Raw genomic sequence first — 21,970 nt, forward strand, 5'->3', positions numbered from 1 at the left:
GTCCCGCCCGATGGCACGCCGCACCGACACCATGAAACTCAACGCGATGCTCAACGGCACCGGCAGCCACGTCGTCGGCTGGCGCCATCCGCTCGCGCAGCCGAACGGGAACCGCGACTTCGCGCATTTCCGCCGGATGGCGCAGACCGCCGAGCGCGGCAAGCTCGATGCGCTGTTCGTCGCGGACGTGGTCGCGACGCAGGGCAGCCACGTCGACTCGCTGCGCCGCAGCGCGCGCGCCGACACGTTCGAGCCGCTCACGCTGCTCGCCGCGCTGGCGGCCGTCACGCGCCACATCGGCCTGATCGCGACCGCGACGACCACCTACAACGCGCCGTACCACATCGCGCGCAAGTTCGCGTCGCTCGATCACCTGAGCGGCGGCCGCGCGGGCTGGAACCTCGTCACGTCGGTCGTGCCCGACGAAGCGGCGAACTTCGGCGCGGCGCCGCATCTCGCGCACGCCGATCGCTATGCGCGCGCCGACGAGTTCCAGCGCGTCGTCGCGGGGCTCTGGGACAGCTGGGAAGACGACGCGTTCATCGAGGACAAGGCGGCCGGCCTGCATTTCGATCATCGCAAGCTGCACGTGCTCGACCATCACGGGCCGCACTTCAGCGTGCGCGGCCCGCTGAACGTCGCACGCGCGCCGCAGGGCCATCCGGTGCTCGTGCAGGCCGGCTCGTCGGAAGCGGGGCGCGAGCTCGCGGCACGCTGCGCGGAAGTGATCTTTACCGCGCAGCACCGGCTGGACGACGCGCAAGCGTTCCATGCGGACGTCAAGAGCCGCCTCGCGCGCTACGGCCGCCGGCCCGAGCATCTGAAGATCCTGCCCGGCGTGATGCCGATCGTCGGCGAGACCGAGGCCGCTGCGCGCGACAAGCTGCGCGCGCTGCAGGACCTGATCGACCCCGTGCTCGGGCTGCGCCTGCTCGCCGACAACGCGGGCGACTTCGACCTGTCCGGCTATCCGCTCGACGGGCCGTTGCCCGAGCTGCCGGCCAGCAATCGCAGCAAGAGCCGGCAGCAGCTGATCGTCGATCTCGCGCGCCGCGAGAACCTGACGATCCGGCAGCTCTACGAGCGGTTCGCGAGCGCCGGCATCGTGACCGGCACACCGAAAACCATCGCCGATCACTTCGAGGAATGGTTCCTGTCGTACGGCGCGGACGGATTCAATGTCGCCTTCGCGTGGGCGCCCGGCGGGCTCGACGATTTCGTCGACCTTGTCGTGCCCGAGCTGCAGCGCCGCGGGCTGTTCCGCACCGAGTACGAAGGCCCGACGCTGCGCGATCAGCTCGGCCTGCCGCGCCCGCCCTTCTTCCGGCGCCCGTCGTCGCTGCGCGGCGACACGGTCGCGCCGGTCGGCGGAGGTGCCGCATGACGCGCCCGTTTCGTCTCGGCGTGCTGACGCGCGTCTATGCGCCCGAACCGTCGCCGCGCGTGCTGCACGACACGCTCGCGCTGATCGAGGCCGCGGAAGCGCTCGGCTTCGACAGCGCGTGGGTGGCCCAGCACCATTTCGGCAGCGAAACGGGCCGGCTGCCGTCGCCGCTCGTGCTGCTGGCCGCCGCCGCGCGCCGCACGCGACGCATCGCGCTCGGCACCGGCGTGATCGTGCTGCCGCTCGAATCGGCGCTGCGCGTCGCCGAGGATGCGGCCGTGCTCGACGCATTGGCGGACGGGCGGCTTCAGCTCGGCGTCGGCGCCGGCTTCGAGCCGGACGTGTTCGCCGCGTTCGGCCGCGATTTCGACGCGCGCGCGGCACTGCAGGCCGATGCGCTGGCGACGCTGCGGCGCGCGCTGGAGGGCGCGCCGCTCGGCCCCGGCGGGGTGACGCTGCAGCCGCCCGCGCCCGCCTTGGCCGCGCGCCTCTGGCAAGCGACCGGCCAGGCCGAGGCGGTCGCGCACCACGGCCACGGGCTGATCGTCGCGCGCACGCGCCCCGGGCAGGACGGCGAAGCCGCGCTCGTGGCGCGCTATCGCGGCGCGTGGCGGCATCCGGGCGCGCCGCGCGTCGCACTCGTGCGCGCGGTTGTGCCCGGTGCGGATGCGGCGAGCGTCGAAGCCGCGCTCGGCCCCGACATCCTGCATTACGCCGCGCGGCTCGCCCGGGCCAGCGGCGCCCCGGCGCCCGCGCAGGCCGATATCCCCGCGCTGCTCGATCGTTTCGGCGTGCTGCGCGGCACGCCCGGCGACATCGTCGCCGCGTTGCATGGCGATCCCGCGTTCGCCGGCGCGACCGACCTGGTCGTGCAGGTGCAGACCGCGGGCACCTCGCATCGCGACGCGCTGCGGCGGCTCGAAGCCATCGCCGGCGCGATCGCGCCGGCGCTCGGCTGGACGCCGGCCGCGGGCTGCACCGACGCCGTTCCGCTCACCTCCGCTCCGATCCCGACATGACCCATTCGCCTACTCCCGCGCCGGCCGAGCGCCGCCCCTTCAAGCTCGGCTTCCTCACGCACGTGCACGGCGCCGGCGACGCGCGCCGCGTGTACGCGGAGCTCGAAACGCTGTTCGTCGCGGCCGAACAGCTCGGCTTCGACGGCGGATTCGTCGCGCAGCATCATTTCCGCGCGGAATATGGCCGGCTGCCGTCGCCGCTCGTGCTGCTGGCTGCCGTCGCGCAACGTACGAGTCGCATCGAACTCGGCACCGGCATCGTCACGCTGTCGCTCGAAGATCCGCTGCGGCTCGCCGAAGACGCTGCGGTGCTCGATACGCTGGCCGGCGGCCGGCTGCAACTCGGCCTCGGCAGCGGCGGCGCGAATCTCGATGCGTTCGCCGCATTCGGGCTCGACGTCGACACGCGCCAGGCGCGCTTCGCGCGCGCGCTCGAACGCCTGCAGGACGCGCTGGCGGGGCACCCCGTCGCGCGCAGCGCCGACGACGCGCCGCCGCTCGTGCTGCAGCCGGCCGCGCCGGGGGTGCGCGCACGGCTATGGCATTCGCACGCGTCGGCCGACGGCGCGCGGTTCGCGGCCCGGCACGGCAACGGCCTGCTGCTCGGTACCGCCGTGCACGATCCGCGCACCGTGCAGTTGCCGCTTGCCCACGCGTATCTCGACGCATGGCGCGAACGCGCGCACGCCGACGCGCCGGCGCCGCGGATCGGCGTGGTGCGCGCGGTGTTTCCCGCGCGCGACCGGCGCGCCGCGCTCACAGGCCTCGCGCCCGACGTCGTGCGGCACATCCCGTGGCTCGCGGCAAACGGCCATCCCGGCGTGACCGATCCCGAGCAGATCGTGCGGCTGCTGAACGTCCATTACGGGCACCCGGACGACGTGATCGACAGCCTGCTCGGCGACCCGGCGCTGTTCCCGTTCGCCGACTACTTCCTGCCGGTCGTGCAGTCGGAAAGCGCGTCGCTCGACGATGCGCTGGCGCGACTGCGCACGCTCGCCGAAACGATTGCGCCGGCACTCGGCTGGCAGCCGGCCCACGCCGCCGCATGAGCACGCCGCGCCTGCTGCTGCGGCTCGACACGCGCTGCGACGACGCCCGGCCCGACCCGGCCGCCGACTGGATCGCGATCGCCGAGGCCGGCGTGTCGGCCGGCTGCGACGCCGTGCTGCTGCCCCTGCAGGCCGCCGGCCCCGATCCGTGGATGGCAGCCGCGGCGCTCGTCGATGCGCTGCCGACGCTGCGCGTGATGGTGACGCTGCAGGCGGGCGCCATGCTGCCCGTCGCCGCCGCGCACCTCGCGCAGAGCCTGCAGTCGCTGAGCCGCGGCCGTGCGCTGCTCGCGTGCGAAGCCGACGCGCCGGACGTCGACGCATGCGACCGGGCCATGCACCTGAACCGCGACCAGCGGCTCGCGCGCAGCGCGGAATTCCTGTCGATCCTGCGCGCGCTGTGGACGAGCGGCACGCCGCTGCAGCATCGCGGTGCCTACTATCGCGTCGAGCATGCCCGGCTGCCAGATCTCGCGCCGCAACGGCTGCCGCTGTACTGGTCGCTCGCCGACCGGCGCGAGATCGCGTTCGCCGCGCCGTTCTGCGACGGCCTGCTCGTGCCCGCCAGCGCCCCGCCGCTGGCGGCGGCCGTCGAGCACGCGTATCGCGCGCGCGGCCTCGCGCCGCCGCCTGCCGACGCGCTGCTCCGGCGCACGGTGGGGTACGACGACGCGCGCCGCGCATCCGTCGTGCGCCGGGCGCGGCACCGGCGAGGCGACGCATGAGCGTGGACTTCGGATGGTTCCTGCCGACCAACGGCGACGGGCCGCACCTTGCCAACAGCGGCCTGCCGCGGCCGCCGACCTTCATGCAAGACTATCGGCCGGCCACGCCCGAATACCTGCGCGGCGTCGCGTGCGCGGCCGAGTCTGCCGGCTTCGACAGCCTGCTGCTGCCGATGGCGGCGGGTTTCGAGGATCCGTGGCTCGTCAGCGCGCAGCTCGCGCGCGCGACGCGTCGCATCGCGTTCATCGTCACGTTCCGGCCGGGGCTCGAGCAGCCCGAGCAGATCGCGCGCAAGGCCGCGACCCTGCAGCGCATGAGCGGCGCGCGCCTGCGCCTGTTCGCGGTGAACGGTTCGAGCGCCTACGAGCAGCGCGCGCTCGGCGATTTCCTCGACCACGACGCGCGCTACCAGCGCACCTCCGAATACCTACGGGTGCTGCGCCGTCTGTGGCGGGGCGCCGGCCATTCCGTCTCCGGGCGCTACACCGTGCTGAATCCCGCGCACGCCGGCGTGCCGCTCGCGAACCCGCCCGCGCTCTATCTCGGCGGGGCGTCGACGCTCGCCGAGCAGGTGGCCGCGAGCCAGGCCGACACGTACCTGCTGTGGGGCGAACCGCCCGACGCCGTGCGCGAGCGCATCGCGCGGCTGCGCGCGCTGGCCGCGATGCACGGCCGCCGGATGCGCTTCGGGCTGCGCGTGCACGTGATCGCCCGCGCGACCGAGCCCGCTGCGTGGGCGCGCGCCGACGCGCTGCTGAGCGAGATTTCCGACCAGACCTATGTCGACGCGCAACGCCAGCTCGCCGCGTACGAATCGGTCGGCCAGCAGCGACAGACCGCGCTGAGCCGCGGCGCGCTGCGCTCGTCGCGCGAGCTGGAGGTGTATCCGAACCTGTGGGCCGGCGTCGGGCTGATCCGCGGCGGCGCGGGCACGGCCATCGTCGGCAGCTACGGCCAGGTCGCCGCGCGCATCCACGAATACCGGATGCTCGGCATCGAGACCTTCCTGCTGTCGTCCTATCCGAACCTCGAGGAAGCCGCGCGCGTGGGCGAGCATGTGCTGCCGCGCGTGCGCGCGCTGCTGGCGTAGACCAAAATAAAGTTGTCACCGTTTGCGAAGCAAAGATGTCACTTCGCGGCTTCGCAGTCGAGGTGCTTCTCGCCGAGCGGGGTGTCGGCCGTGCGACTGAAGTAGCGCCGGCAAGTCTGGCACTCGAACATCGGCAGCCGACCGATGGGCCGCGTTCGGAATCCGGCGCTGGTGATGTGGCCGCCGCCGCAGCGCGGGCAGCGGGGACGCGATTCGTGACTTGCGGACAAGACCCTGTCGAGCTGGGCGGTCAGAAACGCCGTCGGTTCCTTGTCCTCGCCGGCGGTATCGGATCGGCGAAGTGTCGGGTTGCTCGATCGGGCCTTCATCAGAACTGGGCGGTTAGCTGGAATCCGAGCGTGACCCGGTTCGTCGGAAAGCCGGACGGCTTGTACACCGGCGTACCGGCGAACAGGTCGTAGCCGTATCCGCCGAAACGCGTCGCGACGCTGCCCTTCACGCCGATCACCGCGCCTGCCAGTTGCGTGCCGACCAGCGCGACCGGCTGCGGGCCCCACACTCGACCGTAGTCGAGGCCCGCATAGACCGCCATCCCGGTCTGTCCGATCGGCGCCTGCAGCTCGTTGCGCCAGTAGAATCCACGCGCGGCCGCGAGCATCGTTTCGCCGTCGAAGCCGCGCACGGTATAGCGGCTGCCGATCGTCAGGTCGTCGATGTAGTACAGCGTGTTGCCCGTGTACTGGCCGTGGAAGGTCGTCACGTAGCGGAACGGCTGCTGCGCGATCGCGAACGGCACCGATAGGTTCGCATCGAGCACGGCCATTTTGTAGCGGTAGGTCGGGCCGCCGTCGGCGGCCAGCATGTCGTCCTGCGCGCCGAATGCGCCGATGCCCTGCCGATACACGAGCGTGCCGTCGAACTGCGCGTTGCCGAAATAGTGGCGATCGGTCAGGCCGAACTCGACGAACGTGTTGTTGCGGCGCTGCTGCGGAATCTCGGTGTCCTCGATGAAGCTCTGCCCGAACCGCCGCGACAATCGAAACTGCGCGCCGAACACGTCGTTCTGGCTGCGCGACAGCACGCGGTTCAGCTTGAAGTCGACCGTCTTCGAATTGCCGCTCGCGATGAAGTTCTGGTTCACGCCGGCGATCTGCTGGTAATACGTGTTCGTATACGCCGAGAGCGTCGCGGTCCAGTAGCCCCACGGGATCGAATAGAAGCCGTTCCAGCCGTGCGAGCCGAGCCGCTTGTCGCCGAACTCGAGATCCTGGCTCACGCCGATGTTGAAGATGTCGTTCAATCCGAGCGGGTTGTCGATGCCGAGCGACAAGTTGCCCTGCAGGCGGCCGGTCGCGCGCGTACCCGAGTTGTCGATCGACGCGACGACGGTCCACGGCTTGGCGCGCTTCACGTCGAGCACGACGTCGCTTTCGCCCGGCACATCGGCCGGCACAATCTGCATCGACACATCCTGGCTCGACACTCGCTTCATCTGCTCCAGACCTTGCTCAAGGTCGCGCAGGTTGAGCAGTTCGCCGTCGCCGGTCGGAAAGGCAGTTTTCCAAGTGCCGCGGAGCTTCTCGTTGGCGAAACGCACGTGGCGGATCACACCGGGGATCAGAAAAAACTTGAGGGTGCCGGTCGACAGATCCTGTTCGGGCAGCAGCACGCGCGTCGTAACGTACCCGCGTGCCAGGATCGCTTGCGACAGGCCCTTGACGAGCACGTCGAGCCCCTGTTTGCCGACGCACTGGCCGGTGTAGTGTTCGAGCCATTCGCGTGCGAAGGCGAAGCGATCCATGGGCAACGCCGACGCGCCTAGCAACTTCAGGGAAGTGGGCAGCGCATCGGGTACGTCGAGGGAGAAACGATCAATGCGAAAGCAGGGCGTTTCCGACGGCAGCGTGGGATACCCAGCGCTTGCCGCCACGTTCGATCGTACCCCGGGCGCGGTGACGGTGCGCTCGCGCTCACGTGCCTCTTCTTGCTGTCGGGATTGCTGGTAGTTGCCCGGAACGGTCAGGCGCGGAGCTTCTTGCGCCGACACACTTGTCGCGATAAACAGCAGTGCTGCCGCAGCAGAATTCCCCCGGCGAATAGTTCTCATGTGTTTTTCTAGATATGCGATCGTGTACTACGGCTGAGACGTGCCTGCTATCAATGCATCACTTTCAATTGATTTGCGTGCAATCTTCATCCCGGTCCGTCCCGATCGATATACACAACAACACCGTGCAAATGCCGATCGAATCGGATTTCACAATGGCATCACGAATCATTTTTTTCGCACAAAAGCCACCGTTGCGAAAACGCAAAAAACAAGCCCTAACAGAATACCATTCACTAAAACGAATCTCGTATCGTTGCTCGCCCACAAGAAACCGCCACCGTAAAAATAGGCCACAAAAATCATTACAAATACCTTGATGGAGGCAAAGCACAGAAACGACAGCAAGAAAGCAGCTAAATATAAGGCAATCAATCTAAGCATTTCTTCATTTCCCAATCCGAGATTTGGCATCGTTTATCGCTTTCGTTCCTGCCTCAGCGCCGGCAGCACCCCCTATACCGGCACCAATTGCAGGAACATTGTTCGGATTGAACAGATTTTGTCCTGATGATCCCGCCCAAACACCAGTCCCGGACCACCCAAAACTACCCATCCCGGACTTCGACAACGCGGAAATTAAATTTTGCATGGCGAGTCCCGTACCATAACCGATAGCCGCCGCACCCGCGTTCACCGCTGCACCGGTTGCAATGCTATCGTTTTTTCCAGAGATTGCGTTATTAGTGACAATATCAAGAGCACCTGTCACTGCGTTTATTACGACATTCCCAAAGAATTTGGTGTAAGTGCCAGATCCACCAGCCAATGCCGCATACCCAACATCGACTGGATTCACTGTGCCATTCTGGATGTATTGCGATGTCGCATTTACACTGCCAGTTAGGACGCCAATCCCAATAGGCGACGCCCACGCGCTGGACCCCAAAGCTCCGGTCGAACCAAAAATTGGCGCGCCTGGGATAGCGGCTAACCCGGCCGCAATCTCTGGTGCCAGTCCGGCAGTTACCAACCCGCCGGCAATGACGAGGCCGGCCTTTGGATTAGCCACCGCGCCAGGCAACGCTCTCTGCTCCGGCGTCAGCGAACCATCCTTGTTCCCAGACAAGAACGGACTGTTGTACTCTGCCGACGTCGCATGGAACAGCCCGTCACCATTCTGACTGATATAGGCCACCGCGATTGCGTCCCCTCCCGGCCCCTTGCTTGCCGCCGCATCCACCAAACGATAGCCGTTTGCCAGCAACATATTCTGCGCCTGATCCGCGGTGAGTGATTTACCGGTTTTTTCTTCGTAGAACTTCGCGAAGTCCTTCGCCTTATCCTTCGCCCACTGCCGCTCATCAGGATGCAGTTGCCGGTTGAACCGATCGACGTTGTACCCTGAGAACGCCCCCGCTTCACCGCCGACTGCGGCACCGGCCCCCGTCGAAAGCACATTCGCCACGATGTTGCCCAGTGCCTGATTCATATTGGCGTTACCGGTCGGATCGCTGCCTGCAATTGCGCTGCTCAGCTCGTTCAGCTTGCCCGACGCGATCGACGCAATCGCGGCACCGGCTGCGCCACCGACCGCGTTGCCGCCCGCCAGTCCAGTCACCAGCGCCGCGCCTGCACCTTGCATCAGTGCGCGGTTCGCTCCGCCTTCCTTCCACGCGTCGACACCGGCCTGGTCACCATTCTTCTGGGCTTGCCGTTTCATCTCGTCAGCATAGTCCCCAATCCGGCGCGACACCGCTTCGCCGGCCGCGCTGGCCGCAGCCATCATGTCCGCTTGATTGCTCAACAGATTCTGCATGTCGGGGAGTTTGGCGACCGTACCGTTCGTATTCGTCGTGTCACGGTTCAAGCTCGCCACATCCTGCTTCTGGTTTGCCGAGTCCGTAATCGTAACCGTCCCCGCACTCACGCCGCTCTTCGTCGTCGCGCTATCACTGCCGCTGTCGTTCTGGCCAAGCATAGGCGCTGCACCGCCCGCATTCTTGCCCGACGTACTGCCGTGCGTGCTGTAGTTCATCCCGCCATCGCCGGTCGTCGCGCCCGCACTGAAGCCGCTCGAGCTCGCATCGTAGTGCGACTGGTTCTGGACATCCGAGAAGGACAGCGAACCTGTTGTCAGCGTATTCTTTGACGCATCCGCGCCGCTCGCGATGAGTCCACCCTTCAGGTCGGTATTGCCGGTGACGTTGATATTGAAGCCGCCATCGCCCGCGTGAATCCCGCCTTGCTCGTTGACGCCCGCATAACTGCCCTCGGCATTGCCCTTGCTCTGGCTGAAGCTCGCACTGGCGCCGCCTTGACTGACGCTGAAGCCGCCGCCCGAACTCGACTGGTGCGCCGCGCTCGTCAGCGTATCCTGCACGCTGACGATGTTCAGGTTCCCGCCCACATCGGCGTTCACCTGATTGCCCTTCACGTTCGAGCCGATGATGTTCGTATCGCCGCCCGAGATGATCGTCACATTGTTTACTGCGTTTACATGGCTATTGTTCTGCGTGGCCAGATCGCTGTTGCCGTCGCCGTTGGCCTTCGACATCGCCGCGGAAACACCGAACCCGCCCGTGCCGATGGACACCCCCACGCTCGCGCTCTTCGACTCGCTCGTGCTGCGCGTCGTATCCGTATCGGTCGTATTGACGATATTGACCTGATTCTTCGCTGCCAGGATCACGCCGTTTGCGTTCACGTTCGAACCAACGATCGCCACATTGCCGCTACCCGGTTGCCCGTTCCCCGTTGCTGCAAACGCAACCGTTCCGCCCGCATTCACATTCGAGCCGCGATTCGTCACGCTGTCTTCGGAGAATGCGCTCTTGCTGTGACTGCTGCCGACGCTGACTTCGACCTTGAACTGAGGCGTTTCGCCCGCCCCCAGCGCCCGGACCACATCGCCCGCAGCCATATTCGCATCCCATGCCGCGCTCGCCGCGGCCATCCCGTGCAGCGCCGCTGCCCGGCCATCCTGGCTATTGCTGGACGCACGCGATTGACCAACGGCATTCGATACCGCGTCGATCACCGGTGCCTTCAATGCCAGCGTCAGGCCGCTCTTGGAGACTTCCTGCGTTTCACCGCGGTGGGTCCTGTCCTGCGCCGCGTCAATCGTCACGTTCGCGCCTGTCCCGCTGAGATTCTTCGCTGCGATCAGGTCGCTGCCCGTCACGTGCAGATCGTTTCCAGCCGTGATGCTGAGGTTACCCTTCAGCGAACCGATCGTGCTGGCGTTGTTCGACACCTCGGTCGTCTGGCTGGTCGTCGTCAGCGAACTGCTGCCCACCGACACCGACAGTCCCCCGCCCGACATCAGCCCGGATTCCTTCTTGTTGTAGTAGCTCGACGACTGCAAGGTGTCCTGCGACGTCGTAACCGTCACGTTACGCGCTGCCGTGAGCGTCACGTCGTTCGTTGCGACGATGGTGCCGCCCTGAACATTGACGTCCTTTCCGCTGACGATGTTCACGCCGTCCGCCGACACGAGACTGCCGCGATTGAGCGTCATCGTCTGGTCGATCCCGCTCGCGACCTTCACGCTGCTTACGACATTGCTGTGGCTATGCGTTTCGTGCGAGTTCAACTCGTGCGTCTCTGTTGCCGAGCCGACATTCACATCACCGACCGCCAGCAGGTTCGCATTGCCCTGGTCCAGGCTGATCGCGCTGCCGGACAACGTAATGTCATTGCCCGACACGATATTCACCGTATCGCCGCCCTTTAGCGCCGTCCCGGTCAACGCCTGATCGGACGTGTGCAGCGTCTCCGCGTAGCTGCCGTGACTGTCGCTGCCCGAACTGTTGCTATTCACCGTCGACGTCGCACTCGCCGCGCCGAGCGTCACGTTGCCCTTGGCGGCGATCGTGCCGCCTTGGCCGAGGTCGATCTGCGCGCCCTTCGCCGTCAGGTCTCCGCCGACGCCGATGCTCGATTGCCCGCCGACCGTCACCGAGCTGCCGGTGACCTTGTTGATGTCGGTGTTGGACACGCCGTTGGCCCGCTGCACGATCTTGTGCTCGCCGGTCTGGGCCGCACCGAGATCCCAGTTACCACCGACGTTCATCCCGAGATTGCCGCCGACCGACAAGTTGCCCGCGTTCTGCTGGAAGTTGCCGCCGGTGACGATCGATGCATTGCCCGCGACATCCAGCTTCGCAGTCGGCCCGAGCGTCGTCACCACGCTCGTCGCACCGTCGCGGCTCACGCGCGTGTTCGTCTTCGTTGCCGTATCGAGAATCAGGTCTTTCCCGGCGTCCAGCTGCAGACTGCCGGCCTTCACGTTCGCCGACGTCAGGTCGATGTTGTTCTCGGTCTTCAGCGACATCAGCCCGCCGCTTTGCAGTGCGCCGAACGCGTTGTCGATCTGCTTGCCCTGAATGGCCAGCGTGTTGTCCGCCTTGATCGTGCCGCTGTTCGTGAACGACTGCGCGTTCTGGAAATCGATATTCGTGGCGTTGATCAGCGGGCCGTTGACATTCTGCTGGTTCGCCTGCGCGAGATACACGACCGGCACGAGCACCGACTGGCCGTCGACCACGCGCGTTTCCATCATGATCACGTTGCTGGTCAGCTTCGACACCTGCTCGGCCGACAGGCTCGCGCCCATCGGCAGATCGAGCGACTTCGACAGATCAGCACCCGCCGTCATCAACGATTGGTACATCGTCTGCAAGTCGGCATACGGCCCCAGCACCGCCTTGCCGGTCAGCGCCGTCACCTGATTGCGCACGAGCTGCTGCTCATAGAAGCCGTCACCGAGACGCTTCGGAATATGCGTGAGGTCTACGCCGAGCTGTCCGAAGAAGTAGTCGCTCGAGATGAAGTTTTTCTGGTTCGTGAACGCCGGGTTCGTCTCGATTACGTAGTTCGCATTTGGCGCGGTAGTCGGCCGGTACAGCCCGCCCTGCGGAATCGCGAGGTTGTTCAGCACGTTCAGCGCCGTCGCGCTGGCGATGATCGGATCGACCGGCGTCGGCGGACCGCCGTGCACTGCCGACGCTCCCGATTTCGCGCCGCTCGCATTACCGCTCAGATTGGTGGGCGTGAGACCCGGCACCGACTGCCCCGGCAGCAAGCCGAGCGACGGAATCGATGCGTTGGCCGCCGTATTGCTGACGCTGACGCCCGTGCCCGAAATCGTGCCATTCGAGCTCAGGGTAGAAAAATAGCCTGGCAGCGTGTAATCCTTGATGGATGCCGGTGCCGCCTGCGTGTAACCGCCTGGCCGCCCCGTCACGAACGGCGCGTTACCGAACGGCAGTTGCCAGTCGTGTTCGCTATTGTCGTAGTTGTTGTAGTGATACTGCCCCGAGTACGAGACCGTCACGCCCGGCAGTTTCTGCCCGGACGCCACCCAGCCGTCGGCGTCGTAGTGCCCCGGCATCTTGATGTCGCCGACCGCCGCGATGTTGCTCCAGTAGTTTTGCAGCGTGCCGACCGACGACGCATCGATCCTGCCGCCCGACACGATCTGCGCAGCCGGGCTGATGTCCGTCACAGTCGTCGCCGTCGCGCTGTCCGCATAGTAGGTCGTGAACTGATACGTGCTGTTCCACTGACCGCCGTGAGGCGGCTCGGTGTAGACGCCGCCGATGCTGTCCGGATCCTTCACGCCGATCTGGCCCGTGCGACCGCTGATCGGAATACCGAACTGGCCGAGCAGCGATGGATCGATCGAACTCGTCGAGGTCTTCATCACGCGGCGCGTGCTCGTCACCTTGTCCGCATGCAGTTCCATGTCGCCTTGGGACTGAATCAGCGCGGACACGTTGTTGACCAGCGCGGCGTTCGTGTAATTGCCGCTGGCATCCTTGCCGCCTGCCAGCACGACCTTGCCCATGCCGAAGATCGCCGTCGTCGCCATCGAATCGGTCGCGGTCGCGTCATCGCGGTTTTCGATGTCGTGCGCGAGGATTTCCAGCGTACCGTTGCTGTCCGATGCACCGATCAGCGCGGTCGGCCCGAGGTTCGAGATCGTATTCGTCGCGTTGAGCGAGGCACTGGCGCCCACGAGCGCGCCGGTATTAATCAGGTTGGTCGATTGCGTGTGCAGCAAGCCGCCAGCAGTCAGGGCGCCCACGTTGACGATGTTGCCCGCGTTGACGCTCAGGTTGTTGACTGATTGCAGGTTCGCGTTGTTCGTGAAAGTGCCGGGCAGCGTGAAGGCAAGATCGTGACCGACGTTGAACTGGGTGTCGGCCGCTGCCGTGTAGTCACCCTGCAGATTCACGTTCGCGTCGTGCGTTGCGCTGTAGGTGCCGCCACCCTGCAGCGTGGCCGCCGTGACCGACAGGTCGTGCGTCGAGCTGATCTGACCGTTCGTGTTGGTGATCGCACCGGTCGTCGTAACGTCCACGTCGCCGTTCGAATTCGTGACATTGCCGATCGTGCCGCCGCTGTTGTCCAAGGTGTTGCCTTGAACATGCAGCGATGCGCCGCTGAGCTGACCGCTCTGCGTGTTGCTGATCGACGCGGCGCTGACCCTCACATCGCCGTTGCCGGTAATCGCGCCCATGCCCGCTACGCCGCCGGCGTGGCTGTTGGCGATCTGGCTGCCGCCTTGCACCGTCATCTTGCCGGCACCGAGGTCGACAATGGCGCCGTCCGCGTTGTCGATCGAGGCCGATTGAATGGCGAGCGTGCTGGTGTCGCCCGCAACCGATTGCCCGGCCTGGATGTGGCCGCCTCGGTTTGATAGAGCACCGCCGTTCTTCAACGACAGCGACGCGTCCGATCGCAGCAGGCCTTGTGCGTTGTTCACGTCGCCCGCAATCGTGGCGTTGATGCCGCGCAGCGCGGCGAGGATACCGCTCGCGTTGTTCCAGGTAGCCGCGTTGACGATGGCTTGTCCCTTCGTCACGATGGTGCCCGACGCGTTGTTCAGCGCGCTAGCTCCCTTGCCCGGCGCGATCGTCAGCGTGCCGGTGCCGGCATGCGTAATGGTGCCGCCCGCGTTGTTCAGCTCGGCCGGCGTGAGCGTCAGGTCCGTGCTGTTGGTCTGGATCACGCCGGCGGCCGAGTTGTCGAGCGTGCCGCTGACGTTCATCCCCATCGCTGACGATCCATACTGCGTGATCGTACCGCCGTGGTTCACGAGGTTCGCTGCCGTCAGCGCAAGCTGATTCGCCTCGAGCTTGCCACCGCTGTTGTCGAGCGTCGAATCGGCAGTGACCGACAGGTTCGGGGCAACGATCGAACCGCCCTGGTTCGTCATCGATCCGGTGTGGATCGTCGCGTTCGTGCTCGCGCCGATCTGGCCACCGTCGTTCGCGAGCGTACCGCTGGTGATGCTCAGATCCGTGTTCGACAACAGCTTGCCGCTCGCATTGTTCAGCGTGCCGGCGACGGTTGCCATCAGTCCGTTCTGCGCGTTGATCGAGCCCGATGTGTTGTTCAGCGCGCCGGTTTGCGCGACGACGCGCCCGTTGCTGGCGATCGAACCGCTCACGTTCGACACCGACCCCGTACCTCCGCCGAGCGTCAGCGTGCCGTTGCCCGCATGCGTGATCGTGCCGCCATCGTTGACGAGCGCGGCAGGCGCGAGCGTCAGATCGGTACTGTTGGTTTGTAGCGTGCCGCCATTCGAATTGTCGAGCGTGCCCGACACGTTCACGCTCATCGCGCCGGCCCCGGTCTGCGTGATCGTGCCGCCGTGGTTCACGAGGTCGGTCGCGTTCAACGACACCTGGTCGGCCTGCACGGTGCCCGCGCTGTTATCGAGCGTTGTTCCACTGACCGTTGCCGTCTGGCCGACGATGGAGCCGCCGTTGTTGATCAGGCGCGCGCCCGCATCGACAGCGACGTTTTGCGCAGCCTGCAGCGTGCCGCTGCCGTTGTCGACCGACTGGCCCGATACCCGCAGATTCGTGTTGGATGTGATCGCGCCGCGATTGACAACGTTTGCGCCTTGGACCGACACATCGCCGTTGCCGCCGATGACACCGCCTTGCGCACCGTTCGCGGTGGTACCCGCCGCATTGGTCAATTGGCCGCTCGTCGTCACCGACAGGCCATCGCCATTGAGCGACGTGATACGACCCGCCGTGTTGTCCAGCGACGCACCGGCCACCGTCGTGCCAGCCGCGCTTTGAAGGGTGCCCTGGTTGTTCGCGATGGTGCCGCCATGCACGTCCGCCGTGCTCTCGGATACCAGTTCGCCGGACTGGTTGGCGATCTGGCCGGCGACATTCACCGACAACGGCCCCTGCGACGAGACCTTGCCGCCCTGGTTCGACAGATTGCCACCGGTCAGCGTCGTGCTGCCGCCGCTCGACAGGCTGCCGTGATCGTTGATCACGGTGCCCGATGCGTTCGCCTGAATGGCGCCGTGCGCGCTCGTCGTCGCGCTCGACAGGTTCACGTCGCCGGCTGTCGCGCCCAGCGACAGATTGCCGTTCGCTGCCGTCTGGCTGCCAGCGAGATTCACGCTACCGCCCGTCAGCGATGCGTCGCCGCCCGCGACGTTCTGGCCGGTCGCGCTCAGCTGGCCCGACGCCGTCAGGTTCAAGTCGCCACTGTGCGTGACGGAGCCGTCGTTGTTCACGCCCGCGCCGAGCGTGCCGGTCGAATTGACGCTGCCGGCATTCACGATCGTATTCTGCCGTGCCGCGAGCGTGCCGCTGTTCGTGAGGTCGGCTGCTGTATTCGCCGACAGCGATTGCTGCGCGTACGTGGTGCCGCTATTCTGGATGCCACCCGAGGCCGACAGCGCCAGATTTCCGCTTGCCGTGGTCTTGCCCGTGAGGACGAGCCGACCGTTCGACTGCAACGTCAGATCACCCGCCTGAGCCGCGATCGTGCCGGCGTTGGCCACCCCCACACCGAACTCGTTCGATGCGAGGAAGATCCTTGAGCTATACATGCCGCCCAACTGGCTCACGTCGATCGCGACCGCCGGAGCGGAGCCGTCGCCGGCGATCGGCGTCGCGGCAAGCGTGTCGTGATTGACCTGGGCCGCGCCGGCGATCACGTTCAGGTTCTTCGCATAGATGGCGGCATTGGCCTGTACCGCGCGAGCGATGAGGTCCACCTGATCGGTACCGGTTGCGTTCAAGCCTGCGCCCGAGACGGTCACGAGCCCGCGGTTGACGTTGTACCCGGCGAGAGAGCCGTCGGCGCTGTAGAACGGCACGCCGGTCGTCAAGGTCGCGCGACTGGTATTCAGGAAGGTTCCACCGTCCACGAAGATCCCGGACGGATTCGCCAGGACGAGATCCGCGCGAGCGCCTGCGATCTCCAAAGCGCCGCGAATTTGAGAGGGGTTCGGACTGTTGACCTGGTTGACGATGATCCGCGCGGCCTGCCCGGCGCCGTAATTCGGATTGCCGTTGATCCAGCCCGCCTGCTGGGTCTGAACCATCGTCGCCGAGTTGTTCAGGATCGCGCCAGCGCGCTGTACGTCGAACTGGTTGTAGGTGTTGACCGATACGCCCGCACTCGACGGACGCGCCACGTTGACTTGCGGCAGGCCGTTCGGCGTCTGGATCACCTGCGTGCTGGTGCCAGGCGTCGGAACGATCTGCGCACCGGACAGGGTGGGTAGCATGCCGAGCGCGGCGACGCACGCCATCACAACGCGAACGCCGGACGTCGACGACCGCCGCCGCACACATGCTTCGCCCGTCGCCGATTTACCCTCAGCTGTCGCGGTCTCTGCGACGGCCACCACCATACCCCGAAGCCTGGAATACACTAGGCGATGCGTATTCTTGTTCATTCTTGTCGACGCGGCCCGCGTCCATTCGTTGGTTATCGAACGCGAGCTTACCGAGACCCTGACAAACGACTGTCAGCAATTGCCAAGTCGTTGATGAAAAACCACAATTCCCATTTTTCAGACGCATCTGATTGACGCGACGCCCAGACCTTTTTTGCCGATCTCCGCAGCCTCGCTGACTGCCGACGCGTGCGGTTCATCATCCAAGCGTGGCAAGGACCATGTTGATTTGCGCATCGATTTCATCGGCGAGGTTGACCCATTCGGCGGTCGCCCGCCGAGCGCTCGGCACCGTCTGTATCGAATGCAGGCGCGCGGACACCTCGCGGCATCCGGTCAGCTCGACGCGGATCATACCGCCAATCGCCGCAGCTTCACGCTTCACGTTGCCGGCCAGCTGTCCCTCACGACGCAGCCGATCCACCCAGTCGGCAAGGTCATCGGTCCAGTCGCGCAAGCGATACAGGCGTCGCCCGAACGACGGCGTTCCCGTGAAATCGGGATTGAAATGAACCAAGCGCGCCTCTTCCCCAACCGAGGTCGTTACCATGAGTCGGTCAGCTTTATCGTCGATCGCTTCGAGTCGAACGCTGTCGACGAAGGGGGTCACGCCCGGCAACAACTCACGCTTGAGCGCGACCAGTGCCCGCACGTCACGCATGAAACTGGCTGCCAAGTCCTGCGACTCGCGAGCCAGCAGCAGGCGCAGATATCCGATTGCACGGGTCTTGCCAATGCGCGGCGGTCCATAGATGAGCGCGCCCATGATGCGATAACGTAAACATTTCGCGACAAGATCGTAAAAGGCCTCGATCGTCGGCGTAGCGATCCGGTAATTGCCGGTCGCCAAGGGATGTAACGCCGGATCGATGGGACGTGGAATCTCGACTGACATGACGTCCTCCTTTCGGAAACGGTGGATCAACCTACCTGACCGGTGCCGATCTTCAGCTTGCGAGGATGCGCCCGCACCCACGGGGCGTCGGCCAGCACTACACTGGTGGCCGGGGCGGATACGGCGGTCGACGTGGACATCGATGTCGGCACGGGTCCCGGCGGCGTCCGAACGATTGGGGCGGCCGCCAGGATGCGAGCCGCCTGCGCCAAATCGGACGCGGCCCGGCAGGTTTTCCCGGCCGGCTCGAGCTTGGCGCGGATATATTTCTCGATCCCGCGGGCATCCAGTGATGCCCGCAGATGCTTGCTGCCTTGGGCCGTGCGAATCTCCTGTCGCAAGGTCAGGTTGTGCGGCACGACGTGCCACGCGCCTTGCGCGTCGAGGACACCCAATTCGGTGCCGTCGAGCAGGAACGCTCGGACGCTGCGCAAGTCGTCCGCGTTCAGGTAGATGAGCAATTGCTTACCGATGAGCCCGGTGCTGCAAGCCAGAACGGGACTCGTGTATCGAACACCGTAGAGGTTGATATGCGGTCGGGTACCCTGATTCAGATAGGCGTGGACGCGACAGCGCTTCGCCGACTGCATCAGGCACAGCGTGCGACGGCGGGGCTCCGGCAACCAGTTCACGAGCGTGTGTCTGCCGCGGACGAAGGATTCCATTGCCTCGAGCGGCGTGACGTTGTCGAGTCCTGTGTGTGGCGTGCCGTTGTAACTCGCGATCGCGTATTCGATCAACTCTTCCAGTTCGTCGAAGGACACGAACAGACGCAGATTGCCCTTGCGGTCCGACAACGCGCGACGCAGATCGTGAGGATGGCTACCGGTGTAGCCCGGAAAGCGCGAGGACAACCGAGTGGCGATCGTGCCAAAGAACCGCTCGATGTAAGGGCGCTCATCCGGACTGTGCTTCGGTCCGGCCGCGACCTGACAGCCAACGAACTCGCATAAGGCAGCCAGCGACTCGGTAGCGAGATTCGCCTTCGCGTTGTCGAGCTTGATGTGCTCCCACGTCACGTAGGCGAGCTCTGGCATGCGTTGTGACGGGTAGCCATCCATGGGACGGTAGTCGAGTTCGCGAATCGTGAAGGACCGGGCTCGATGCGGCTCGAGCGCCGCTTCGATTGCTTTGATGACGTCGTAGCGACTGTATTCGCGAGCCAGAACCAGGTGATGCCCGAGCACGGCGCGTGTGCAAACGTCAATGATCACCAGCAACCGGACGCGTTCGATTTCGAACTCATGCTTAAAACCGAGCGGATCGAGCATCGTGACCTTGAGACGGATATCGAGCCGGTGTCCGTCGAATTCAACGACCTGATATGGACGTGTTGCGGCGGGCGCAGCAAAATCATCGCTGCGCGGCAGTCCTCGCTGCGCGGCAGTCCTCTCAGATGCGTCGCGCCTGCGGCACGCGCAGCGGTGCCGAATCCGCTCAGCAGTTCGCTTTTGACACGGGCCGAAAGCGACCAAATCGCGTGGCTCGCCGTATTGAACGGATAGTCGGCAGCCACGAGACGGCGCTGACGACATTGCGCCCGCGGGCGCATGCGGGCGAGCCGGGTCAGTCGTCCAGCGCCGATTCCGGGCGCGGTTCGTTGAGCAGCCCGTAACGCGCGAGCAGCGTGCGCATCGTATTGCGCGTGACGCCGAGCAGCGCGGCCGTGCGCACCTGGCTGAAGCGGCAATGCTCGAACGCCTCGCCCACGACCAGCTCCTCGATGTCGCGCAGCAGGCTTTCGCCGGGCCCGCGAAACAGGCGGCGCACGCCCGCGCGGATGTCGTCCTGCGGCAGCGTCGTCGCGGCGGCGTCGGCACGCGCGTAGCCGGCGAGCGCCTCCGAGAACTTCAGGTGCTCCGGGCGGATCAGGTTGCCGTTCGACACGAGCAGCGCGAGATGCATGACGTTTTCCAGCTCGCGGATGTTGCCGGGCCACGGATACGCCTGCAGCGCCTGCACCGTGCCCTCGGACAGCATCGGCTGCGGCCGCTTCAGCTGCGCGCAATAGCGCCCGCGGAAATGCTCGGCGAGCGGCAGGATGTCCTGCGGCCGCTCGCGCAGCGGCGGCAGGCGCACGCGGGCGAGATTGATCCGGTAGAACAGGTCCATGCGGAAATTGCCGGCCAGCACGGCCTGCTCGAGATCGACGTTGGTCGCGGCCACGACGCGCACGTCGACCGGCCGCGCACGCGTCGCGCCCACGCGCGTCACCTCGCCCTCCTGCAGCACGCGCAACAGTTTCGCCTGCAGCGACGGCGCGAGATCGCCGATCTCGTCGAGAAAGATCGTGCCGCCGTGCGCTTCCTCGAAGTAGCCGACGCGGCGCCCGTTCGCGCCCGTGAACGCGCCGGCCTCATGGCCGAACAGTTCGCTCTCCGCGAGCTGCTGGCTGATCGCGCCGCAGTTGACGGCGATGAACGCGCCCTGGCGGCCGCTGACGTGATGGATGTGCCGGGCGACCAGCTCCTTGCCGGTGCCCGTCTCGCCGAGAATCAGCGCGGGCGCCGCGCTGGGCCCGATCTGCTCGACGAAGCGCAGCACGGCGCGCGACGCGGGGTCCGCGAACACGAGCGCCTTCGCGCGCACCGAAAGTGGGCGATGCTCGCTTTCCGGCAGCGAAATGAGCGGGGGGGAATCTGTGCGGTTGTCCATGATTCGAGCACCGGCGGACCGGTTATCGAATCAGGCGTCCGCACGAGTGTTTGATCTTAGTCAACCTGGGCCGCGCGCAAAATACCGATTGCTGTGATGCTTCGCTGCGTCGGGTTGATAACGAATCCCGGGTTGGCGCGACGAAATCGGCCGGAAAGTTCGCATCCCGCGCCGGGCGACGAACGACGGGAATGAGCCAGCCGATGAACGGCGCCTGCGTGCGGCGAATGTGTGACTCGGGGGCTCGTCGGCAATCGTTGCCGCGCTTACCGTCGGAGGACGCGGTAGATCGCGGCTGCCGTGATCCCGAATCCCAGATGGGCAGCGAGCGTGATCACGCCGCGAACCGGAATGAACCACGGGAAGATCGCAGTGAATGCGTGCAGGTTGATGCCGTACAGGACGAGTCCAAACGCGCCCCCGGCGACAAGCGCCGACCGGAGCGACATGCTGCGCACCACTTTCGCCAGCACAGCCGTATAGGCGATCGACAGTGAGAAATGCACGACTGTCGCCACGCCCATCACGAGCGGATCGAAGCCGGCGGGTGGCGCGAGCACGCGTCGTCCCATCACGATGGCTGCCGTGAGGTGCGCGTCGCGAATCAGGTTCCGAATGACGTCGTCGCCGGCAAGCCACCATAGCGGCAACTCCACGGCGGTCGACGCGACCGCCGCGCCGAACGCGGCCCAGAAAACCGGGACCGCGTTATGACGCACGTTCGCAATCCGTCCAATACGCAAACGGATCACGATGATCGGGGTAGTGATCGTCAAGCCACTTCAGCAATGTCGCCCGCGCACGCTCCAGATCGGCTTTCAACGACGAGCTCGTCATTTCATGCACTTCGCCGGATTTTTCCCGATCGATCACGACGCAGTGCCAGTCGGGGCCGTCCAGCTCCGGATCATCGGCCGCGACTCCCCACGCAAACCCCTTGCGTGCGTCGATATAGTATCGAGGATGCACTTTCAGATAGGACATCTCGCCGCCCTGCAAGCTGCTCTCCGCTCGCAGTATGTCGTGCCTGTCGACGATCTGCGTGACGCCCGGGAGCTGGCGGAATCGCCATCCGGCGGGCAGCCTTGCCACGGCCTGAACGCTGTCGTATGTGCCCCACTCCAGGCCCCAGGCTTCGGCCATGCGCTTCATGAACGCGTCCGCATTCGGGTAGCCGCGCAGCTGGATTCTGGTCGACAGCGCGACTTCGACCCTGCCGCGAACGGCGGGATCGACGCCGGCGCCGCCATCCGGCGCGTCGAACGGATTGCCGGGACGTGACGCGCGATTCGCGTCCGCAGGCGCAACGCCCGAGAACAGTTGATCAAGCGCCGCGCGGGCTTTTGCCGATTTGTCTGGCCGATCCATCACTCACCTCTCGTTCATATTGGGAATCTCGCTTCGAAACACTAAC

The 21,970-nt window shown here is 65.7% G+C and carries 11 protein-coding genes and 4 pseudogenes; 5 read left to right on the forward strand and 10 right to left on the reverse strand.

Going from position 1 to position 21,970, the window contains the following annotated elements; genetic code table 11:
- The first annotated feature begins 10 nt into the window (after positions 1–10).
- The 5 genes from ABFO07_RS33400 to ABFO07_RS33420 are packed head-to-tail and all read left to right on the forward strand — an operon-like array spanning position 11 to position 5,271.
- The gene (locus tag ABFO07_RS33400; RefSeq protein ID WP_059557756.1) at positions 11–1,384 is read left to right on the forward strand and encodes an LLM class flavin-dependent oxidoreductase; all 1,374 of its coding nucleotides are present in this window, start codon (positions 11–13) and stop codon (positions 1,382–1,384) included.
- A complete protein-coding gene (locus ABFO07_RS33405; RefSeq protein ID WP_124490695.1) occupies positions 1,381–2,403 on the forward strand; it encodes an LLM class flavin-dependent oxidoreductase in 1,023 nt (340 codons plus the stop codon). The genes ABFO07_RS33400 and ABFO07_RS33405 overlap by 4 nt, the downstream gene beginning before the upstream one ends.
- Entirely contained in the window at positions 2,400–3,455 is a 1,056-nt protein-coding gene (locus ABFO07_RS33410; protein ID WP_124490696.1) for an LLM class flavin-dependent oxidoreductase, read from the forward strand. Before ABFO07_RS33405 ends, ABFO07_RS33410 begins: the two co-directional genes overlap by 4 nt.
- Positions 3,452–4,180, forward strand: a complete 729-nt coding sequence (locus ABFO07_RS33415) for an LLM class flavin-dependent oxidoreductase (protein ID WP_347469765.1) — start codon at positions 3,452–3,454, stop codon at positions 4,178–4,180. Before ABFO07_RS33410 ends, ABFO07_RS33415 begins: the two co-directional genes overlap by 4 nt.
- Positions 4,177–5,271: an LLM class flavin-dependent oxidoreductase gene (locus ABFO07_RS33420; protein ID WP_060014948.1), complete on the forward strand. Its 1,095-nt coding sequence runs from the start codon at positions 4,177–4,179 to the stop codon at positions 5,269–5,271. The genes ABFO07_RS33415 and ABFO07_RS33420 overlap by 4 nt, the downstream gene beginning before the upstream one ends.
- Positions 5,272–5,330: 59 nt before the next feature.
- Here ABFO07_RS33420 and ABFO07_RS33425 read toward each other — a convergent pair.
- The 10 genes and pseudogenes from ABFO07_RS33425 to ABFO07_RS33475 form a co-directional block, all read right to left on the reverse strand.
- Positions 5,331–5,600, reverse strand: a pseudogene (locus ABFO07_RS33425) (hypothetical protein); the annotation flags it as partial.
- Positions 5,600–7,339 (reverse strand): ShlB/FhaC/HecB family hemolysin secretion/activation protein, encoded by a 1,740-nt coding sequence (locus ABFO07_RS33430; RefSeq protein WP_060014950.1) that lies wholly within the window; start codon positions 7,337–7,339, stop codon positions 5,600–5,602. The gene ABFO07_RS33430 and the pseudogene ABFO07_RS33425, both read right to left, overlap by 1 nt.
- A gap of 168 nt (positions 7,340–7,507) precedes the next feature.
- A complete protein-coding gene (locus ABFO07_RS33435; protein ID WP_347469766.1) occupies positions 7,508–7,753 on the reverse strand; it encodes a hypothetical protein in 246 nt (81 codons plus the stop codon).
- Complete coding sequence (locus tag ABFO07_RS33440) at positions 7,728–17,006, reverse strand: hemagglutinin repeat-containing protein (protein WP_347469767.1); 9,279 nt, start codon at positions 17,004–17,006, stop codon at positions 7,728–7,730. The genes ABFO07_RS33435 and ABFO07_RS33440 overlap by 26 nt, the downstream gene beginning before the upstream one ends.
- 403 nt (positions 17,007–17,409) lie before the next feature.
- Positions 17,410–17,667: pseudogene (locus ABFO07_RS33445) on the reverse strand (Imm75 family immunity protein); the annotation flags it as partial.
- Positions 17,668–17,691: 24 nt separating this feature from the next.
- Positions 17,692–17,901: pseudogene (locus ABFO07_RS33450) on the reverse strand (ATP-binding protein); the annotation flags it as partial.
- A 26-nt stretch (positions 17,902–17,927) separates the two neighbouring features.
- Positions 17,928–19,438: pseudogene (locus tag ABFO07_RS33455) on the reverse strand (integrase); the annotation flags it as partial.
- 29 nt (positions 19,439–19,467) lie between these two features.
- Entirely contained in the window at positions 19,468–20,556 is a 1,089-nt protein-coding gene (locus ABFO07_RS33465; RefSeq protein ID WP_059557775.1) for a sigma-54 interaction domain-containing protein, read from the reverse strand.
- Positions 20,557–20,822: 266 nt separating this feature from the next.
- Entirely contained in the window at positions 20,823–21,275 is a 453-nt protein-coding gene (locus tag ABFO07_RS33470; RefSeq protein ID WP_347469768.1) for a sodium:proline symporter, read from the reverse strand.
- A complete protein-coding gene (locus tag ABFO07_RS33475) occupies positions 21,265–21,924 on the reverse strand; it encodes a hypothetical protein (protein WP_059557777.1) in 660 nt (219 codons plus the stop codon). The genes ABFO07_RS33470 and ABFO07_RS33475 overlap by 11 nt, the downstream gene beginning before the upstream one ends.
- Between the last annotated feature and the right edge of the window lie 46 nt (positions 21,925–21,970).

Origin of the sequence: Burkholderia stagnalis, assembly GCF_039848545.1 — a bacterium.
GTDB lineage: Bacteria > Pseudomonadota > Gammaproteobacteria > Burkholderiales > Burkholderiaceae > Burkholderia > Burkholderia stagnalis.

Coding starts and splice junctions, on each gene's coding strand:
- ABFO07_RS33440 (WP_347469767.1), bottom strand. CDS start 17,006: ATGAACAAGAATACGCATCGCCTAGTGTATTCCAGGCTTCGGGGTATG.
- ABFO07_RS33410 (WP_124490696.1), top strand. CDS start 2,400: ATGACCCATTCGCCTACTCCCGCGCCGGCCGAGCGCCGCCCCTTCAAG.
- ABFO07_RS33405 (WP_124490695.1), top strand. CDS start 1,381: ATGACGCGCCCGTTTCGTCTCGGCGTGCTGACGCGCGTCTATGCGCCC.
- ABFO07_RS33465 (WP_059557775.1), bottom strand. CDS start 20,556: ATGGACAACCGCACAGATTCCCCCCCGCTCATTTCGCTGCCGGAAAGC.
- ABFO07_RS33430 (WP_060014950.1), bottom strand. CDS start 7,339: ATGAGAACTATTCGCCGGGGGAATTCTGCTGCGGCAGCACTGCTGTTT.
- ABFO07_RS33475 (WP_059557777.1), bottom strand. CDS start 21,924: ATGGATCGGCCAGACAAATCGGCAAAAGCCCGCGCGGCGCTTGATCAA.
- ABFO07_RS33415 (WP_347469765.1), top strand. CDS start 3,452: ATGAGCACGCCGCGCCTGCTGCTGCGGCTCGACACGCGCTGCGACGAC.
- ABFO07_RS33400 (WP_059557756.1), top strand. CDS start 11: ATGGCACGCCGCACCGACACCATGAAACTCAACGCGATGCTCAACGGC.
- ABFO07_RS33435 (WP_347469766.1), bottom strand. CDS start 7,753: ATGCCAAATCTCGGATTGGGAAATGAAGAAATGCTTAGATTGATTGCC.
- ABFO07_RS33420 (WP_060014948.1), top strand. CDS start 4,177: ATGAGCGTGGACTTCGGATGGTTCCTGCCGACCAACGGCGACGGGCCG.